This is a genomic window from Intrasporangium oryzae NRRL B-24470 (genome assembly GCF_000576595.1).
GTDB classification, from domain to species: domain Bacteria; phylum Actinomycetota; class Actinomycetes; order Actinomycetales; family Dermatophilaceae; genus Intrasporangium_C; species Intrasporangium_C oryzae.
Genome location: NZ_AWSA01000013.1, coordinates 99,899 through 106,132 on the forward strand (window position 1 = coordinate 99,899; position 6,234 = coordinate 106,132).

The following is a 6,234-nucleotide window of genomic DNA, read 5'->3' on the forward strand; positions in this document are numbered from 1 at the left end:
CGGGAATGGTCGAGGGGCGTCGCCGCCGACCGGGGGGTTGGTGACGTGGGTGGGTCAGACGTTCTGCGGGAAGCCGAGGTTGAGGCCGCCGTGGCTTGGGTCGAGCCAGCGCGAGGTGACGACCTTGCCGCGGGTGAAGAAGTGGACCCCCTCCATGCCGTGGGCGTGGCTGTCGCCGAAGAGCGAGTTCTTCCACCCGCCGAACGAGTAGTACGAGACCGGCACGGGGATCGGCACGTTGACGCCGACCATGCCCACCTCGACGTGGCGCTGGAACTTCCGGGCCGCGCCGCCGTCGTTGGTGAAGATCGCCGTCCCGTTGCCGTAGGGGTTGCTGTTGATGAGCTTGAGGCCCTCGTCGTACGACCCCACGCGCACGACCGAGAGCACCGGGCCGAAGATCTCGTCGTCGTAGAGCGACATGCCGGGCTTGACGTGGTCGAAGAGCGTCGGCGCGAGGAAGAAGCCCTCGCCGTCGGACTCGTACTCGTCCTGGCGGCCGTCGACGACGAGCGTGGCGCCCTCGGCGACCCCCGCGTCGAGGTAGGAGGTGACCTTGTCGCGGTGCTGGGCCGTCACGAGCGGGCCCATGTCGCAGCCGCGGGTGCCGTCGCCGGTGACGAGCTTGCCCATCCGGTCCTTGATCTTCGAGATGAGCTCGTCGGCGATGGGCTCGACGGCCACGAGGGCCGAGATCGCCATGCACCGCTCGCCCGCGGAGCCGAAGCCCGCGTTGACCGCGGCGTCAGCCGCGAGGTCGAGGTCGGCGTCGGGCAGGACGAGCATGTGGTTCTTGGCGCCGCCGAGGGCCTGGACCCGCTTGCCGTGGGCCGTCCCCGTCTCGTACACGTAGCGCGCGATCGGGGTCGAGCCGACGAACGACACCGACTTGACCTCGGGGTGGGTCAGCAGGGCGTCGACCGCCTCCTTGTCGCCGTGGACGACCTGCATGATGCCGTCGGGCAGGCCGGCCTCCTTCCACAGCGCGGCGATCGCGACCGCGGCCGACGGGTCCTTCTCCGACGGCTTGAGCACGACGGCGTTCCCGCACGCGATGGCGATGGGGATGAACCACATCGGAACCATGGCCGGGAAGTTGAACGGGGAGATCACCGCGACGACCCCGAGCGGCTGGCGGATCGAGTAGACGTCGACGTTGGTCGACGCGTTCTCCGTGAAGCCGCCGCGGAGCAGCTGCGGGATACCGCAGGCGAACTCCGCCACCTCGAGACCGCGCGTCACCTCGCCGAGCGCGTCGGAGAGCACCTTGCCGTGCTCGGCCGTGATGAGGGCCGCGATGTCCTCCTTGCGCTCGTTGAGCAGCTCGCGGAACGCGAACAGGACCTGGGTGCGCTTCGCGAGCGAGGCGTCGGCCCAGCCCTCCCAGGCGGCCGCAGACTGGGTCACGACCTCGTCGACGAGCGAGGCGGAGGCGAGGTCGAGCACGCCGGTCTGCTCACCCGTCGCCGGGTTGAAGACGGGGGACGTGCGCTCCGCGGTGCCGGTCCACGGCTGGCCGCCGATGAGGTGGGTGATGCGCGTAGGCGTGGTCATGGGAGTTTCCTTCTCTTGCAGTCTGGTTCAGGGGTATGCCGCTGGGCGGCCTTCAGGGGGCGACGAACGTGGGCGGGGTGGCCCACTTGTCGAGGTAGGAGCGGATGGTGTCGCGCATGAAGGTGCTCGAATCGCGAGCTCGCTCCTCCCAGGCGAAGACGCAGGTCGTGACGATGCCGTCGAAGCCGATCCGCTCGAGCCCGGAGAAGAACTCGTCGAAGTCGACCTCGCCCTGCCCGATGTCGAGGTGCTGGTGCACGGTGACCTGCGACCCGGGCGGGTTGACGATGTAGCGCAGGCCCGAGGAGCCCTGGTGGTTGAAGGAGTCGGCGACGTGGACCATCGTCAGCAGGTCGCCCGCCTTGTCCATGATCCCGGCGCAGTCGTTGCCCTGGTGGAACGTGTGGGGGGCGCAGTAGAGGAAGCTGACGTTGGGGCTGTTGATCCCCCGGATGAGGTCGACGGCGCGCTTGCCGTCCTCCTCCCAGTCGTCGGGGTGGGGCTCGAGGACGAGCCGGATCCCCTCCTTCTCGAAGACCGGGAGCAGCTCCTCCATCGACCGCCAGAACATCCGCTCGCAGACGGCGGCCTGTCGGGGGTTGCCGTTGAACTCGGAGTTCATCGTGTCGACGCCGAGGTCGGAGGCGATCTGGATCGTGCGCTTCCAGTAACGGACGGCGGCCTGGCGGTCCTCCTCGTCCGGCCCCGACCACCGGTAGAGCGGCAGGACCGAGGAGACCCCGACGCCGGCGACGGCGAGCGCCTTGCGGAACGAGGCGACCGTGACGTCGTCGACCCGCGGGTGGTTGAAGAACGGCGTGAAGTCCTCACGCGGGCTCAGCTCGATCCACTCGTAGCCGAGCTCGGCGACGAGGGCCGGCAGCTCGAGCAGGGGGGTCTCGCGGAACATGTACGGGTCGAGTGCGAGCTTCATGATGCGGTCTCCGGGCTGGTTGTGCTGGTCGTGTCCGTCGTTGCGGGAGCGATGAAGGGGCGCTGCGTGCTCTTGTGGTCGAGGTACTCGCCGTAGGCCGTGCGCGTCGAGTCGAGCTCGGACACCGCGCTCACGGGCACGTCCCACCACGACTCGCTGTCGGGGGCGAAGACGAGCGGGTCGGTCTCGACGTGGATGACGACCGGACCGCCGTCGGCCGGAGCGGCCTTCGCCTCCTTGATGGCCTGCTCGAGCTCGGCCTGCGAGTGGACCTCGATGACGTGCGCGCCGAGGCTGCGGGCGTTGGCAGCGAGGTCGATCGGCAGGCGCTCGCCGTCGAGGCGTCCGCTCGCGGTGTCGCGGTAGCGGTACTTCGTGCCGAACCGCTGCGAGCCGAGCGACTCCGACAGCGACCCGATCGAGTGGAACCCGTGGTTCTGGACGAGGACGACGATGACCTTGACGCGCTCCTGGACCGCGGTGACGAGCTCGGTCGGCATCATGAGGTAGCCGCCGTCGCCGACCATCGCGAAGACGTCGCGGGTCTCGTCGGCGAGCCGGATGCCGATCGACGCCGGGACCTCGTAGCCCATGCAGGAGTACCCGTACTCGACGTGGTACGCCTTGCGGTCGCGGACGCGCCAGAGCTTGTGGATGTCTCCCGGCATCGACCCGGCCGCACAGAGGACGACGTCACGCGGGTCGGACAGCTCGTTGACCGCGCCGAGGACCTGGCCCTGCGTGAGCAGGCCCGGGGCGAGCCGGTCGGTCACCTCGGCGGCCGGGTGGAAGGCCGCCTCGACCTGGGCGTCCCAGTCGGCCCAGAGCCTCGCCTGCCGCTCCTTGTAGGCCGGCTCGACGGCATACCCCTCGAGGGCGGCGGCGAGCGCCGCGAGCGCCTCGCTCGCGTCGGCGACAACGGCGAGACCGGAGTGCTTGCCCGCGTCGAACCGGGCGACGTTGATGTTGACGAAGCGGACGCCGGGGTCCTGGAAGGCGGTCCGGGACGCAGTCGTGAAGTCGCTCCACCGGGTGCCGACCCCGATGACGACGTCGGCCTCGGCGGCGATCGCGTTGGCGGCCGTCGTGCCGGTCGAGCCGATGGCACCCATCTGCTGCGGGTGGCCGTGCGGGAGGGAGCCCTTGCCGGCCTGGCTCTCGCCGACGGGGATGCCGGTCCGCTCGCACAGCGAGCGGAGGGCCTCCTCGGCGCCGGAGTAGTGGACACCGCCACCGGCGACGATGAGCGGACGCTTCGCCGACCGGATGAGCGCCGCGGCGTCGGCGATGTCGACCGCCTCCGGCAGCGGTCGGGCCACCCGCCACACGCGGGGGGCGAAGAGCTCGACCGGCCAGTCGTGGGCCTCGGCCTGCACGTCCTGGGGCAGGGCGATCGTGACGGCCCCGGTCTCGACCGGGTCGGTCAGGACCCGCATCGCGCCGAGCAGGGCGGAGGGCAGCTGCTCCGGCCGGGACACCCGGTCGAAGAAGCGCGAGAGCGGCCGGAACGCGTCGTTGACCGTGAGGTCCGCGGCATACGGCGCCTCGAGCTCCTGGAGGACCGGGGCGGACACGCGCGTCGCGAAGGTCCCGGACGGCAGGAGGAGGACGGGGATCCGGTTGATCGTCGCGAGCGCCGCGCCCGTCAGCATGTTCGTCGAGCCCGGGCCGACCGAGGCGGTGCACGCCCAGGTCTGGAGGCGGTCCTTCTGGCGGGCGTAGGCGACGGACGTGTGGACCATGGCCTGCTCGTTGCGGGCCAGGACGTAGGGCAGGTGCTCCTGGCCGTCGGCGAGCTCGTTCTGCAGGAGGGCCTGCCCGAGCCCGGCGACGTTGCCGTGGCCGAAGATGCCGAAACAGCCGGCGAAGAGCTTCTGCCGCTCACCGTCGCGCTCGCTCCACTGGTTCGCGAGGAAGCGGACCACGGCCTGCGCCACGGTCAGCCGCACGGTCCGGGGCTGGGTGTCACGCGTCATCGGGTGCCTCCAAGCGGGAGTCGGGGGTCGACGGGCTGCGCCGACCACGTGTCGCGGACCCAGCCGTGCGCCGGGTCGTCGCAGATGAGCCAGGCGCGCTCCTCGCCGGGACCGGCCATGACGTTGAGGTAGTAGAGGTCGTACCCGGGCGCGGCCATCGCGGGCCCGTGCCAGCCGTGCGGCACGAGGACGACGTCGCCCGAGCGGACCTCGGCGAGGACGTCGATCGGCCGCTCGTCGGTGCCGTAGACGCGCTGGTAGCCGACCGGGTCGAGCCCGGGACCGTCCGGCGCGCCGGCCTCGCGCTGCACCTCGAAGAAGTAGATCTCCTCGAGGTGCGCCTCGACGCCGGGCCGGTCCTCGTCGTGCTTGTGCGGCGGGTAGGAGCTCCAGTTGCCGCCCGGCGTGATGACCTCGCAGGCGATGATCGACTCGGCCTCGAGGACCCCGGGCGTGGCGAAGTTGCGGACCTCGCGGCTCGCCTGACCGGCACCCCGCAGCTCGACCGGCACGTCCGCGGCACCCACGTGACGGAACGGCGGCGTGTGCCGTCCCGTCGCGCGGGCGCCGCAGACGGCGACATGGGCAGGACCAGCGGTGGCGGTGACCGTGACCTCGGAGCCGCGCGCCGCGTAGGCGACGTCGGTCGGTCCTGCGAAGACGGACGCCCGGCCCGCGAGGACGGCGTCGTGCTTCGTGCCGTCGGCGTCCACGGCCGTGACCTCGACCGAGCCCGCGAGCGGCACGACGACGTGCTCCCACTCGTCCGGCGCGAGCGTGCGGCTCTCCCCGGGAGCGAGGTGGACGGCATACAGGCTCGTGTGCTCCCAGCCGTCGAGCGAGGCGTCGATGGCGACCTCCCACTCCGGCGTCGACGCCGACGCGAGGGGCCGCACGTACCTGGCGTTGTCGCTCATGCGGCACCGTCCCGTGCGGAGCCGTGGACGAGCTCGGCTGCGATGTCGACCGCGGCGGCGACGTCGCCGTCGGGCGGGTAGAGCAGGGCGCGCCCGACGACGAGGCCGCGGACGGCGGGCAGCTCGAGCGCCTTGCCCCACAGCGCGTACGTCTCCGACGGGTGGCCCTGGGGGTCGCCGCCGAGGAGGAGCGTCGGAAGGGTGGTCGCGTCCATGACCCGCTCGAGGTCGTCGACGACGGGCAGCTTGAGCCACGTGTGGGCGCTCGAGGCCCCGAGGCCGGACGCGATGTGGATCGACTTGATCGTCGAGTCGGGGTCGAGCAGGTTGACGACCCGGTCGCCCCTGCGCACCGACAGGAACGGCTCGACCATCGCCATGAGGCCCGCCTCGGCGAGCTCGGTGACGGCCTTCGCGCTGGCCTCGAGGGTCGCCGCCGTGCCCGGGTCCTCGAGGCAGATCCGCGTCAGCATCTTGCCACCGTCGATCCCGTTGGCGGCGAGGTCGCGGGCCCGGTAGGCCGTGAACCGGTCGTCGAGCTCGAAGGAGGCGCCCTGGAGCCCGCCGCGGTTCATCGAACCGATCGCGATCTTGTCGTCGAGCGCCCCGAGGAGCAGCAGGTCGTCGAGGATGTCGGGCGTCCCGAGCACGCCGTCGACGCCCGGCCGGGACAGGGCGACCGCGAGGCGCTCGAGCAGGTCGGACCGGCTCGCCATCGCGGCGCCCTCGCCACGGACCCCGAGGGCCCCGCGTGCGGGGTGGTCGGCGGCGACGACGAGCAGGCGCCCGTCGGTCCCGACGAGGGGGCGCCGCTGCCGGCGTGCCCACGCGTCGGCGATCCGCTGCGGCTCCC

Annotated in this window: 5 protein-coding genes; all 5 read right to left on the bottom strand. The window is 71.7% G+C overall.

What is annotated here, in order from left to right:
* Positions 1 to 54: 54 nt before the first annotated feature.
* Positions 55 to 1,554: a CoA-acylating methylmalonate-semialdehyde dehydrogenase gene (locus N865_RS08010; RefSeq protein WP_034803804.1), complete on the bottom strand. Its 1,500-nt coding sequence runs from the start codon at positions 1,552 to 1,554 to the stop codon at positions 55 to 57.
* Between the two features lie 52 nt (positions 1,555 to 1,606).
* Positions 1,607 to 2,488: a sugar phosphate isomerase/epimerase family protein gene (locus tag N865_RS08015; RefSeq protein WP_034803808.1), complete on the bottom strand. Its 882-nt coding sequence runs from the start codon at positions 2,486 to 2,488 to the stop codon at positions 1,607 to 1,609.
* Positions 2,485 to 4,464, bottom strand: a complete 1,980-nt coding sequence (gene iolD, locus N865_RS08020) for a 3D-(3,5/4)-trihydroxycyclohexane-1,2-dione acylhydrolase (decyclizing) (protein ID WP_034803811.1) — start codon at positions 4,462 to 4,464, stop codon at positions 2,485 to 2,487. The genes N865_RS08015 and iolD overlap by 4 nt, the downstream gene beginning before the upstream one ends.
* A complete protein-coding gene (gene iolB, locus N865_RS08025; protein WP_034803814.1) occupies positions 4,461 to 5,381 on the bottom strand; it encodes a 5-deoxy-glucuronate isomerase in 921 nt (306 codons plus the stop codon). Before iolB ends, iolD begins: the two co-directional genes overlap by 4 nt.
* The coding region (locus N865_RS23015) for a Cgl0159 family (beta/alpha)8-fold protein (protein WP_034803820.1) at positions 5,378 to 6,234 on the bottom strand (857 nt) is incomplete at its 5' end. The genes N865_RS23015 and iolB, both read right to left, overlap by 4 nt.

Bases quoted from the DNA above. Each gene is read 5' to 3' on its own strand.
- N865_RS08010 (WP_034803804.1), bottom strand. From the start codon at position 1,554: ATGACCACGCCTACGCGCATCACCCACCTCATCGGCGGCCAGCCGTGG.
- N865_RS08015 (WP_034803808.1), bottom strand. From the start codon at position 2,488: ATGAAGCTCGCACTCGACCCGTACATGTTCCGCGAGACCCCCCTGCTC.
- iolD (WP_034803811.1), bottom strand. From the start codon at position 4,464: ATGACGCGTGACACCCAGCCCCGGACCGTGCGGCTGACCGTGGCGCAG.
- iolB (WP_034803814.1), bottom strand. From the start codon at position 5,381: ATGAGCGACAACGCCAGGTACGTGCGGCCCCTCGCGTCGGCGTCGACG.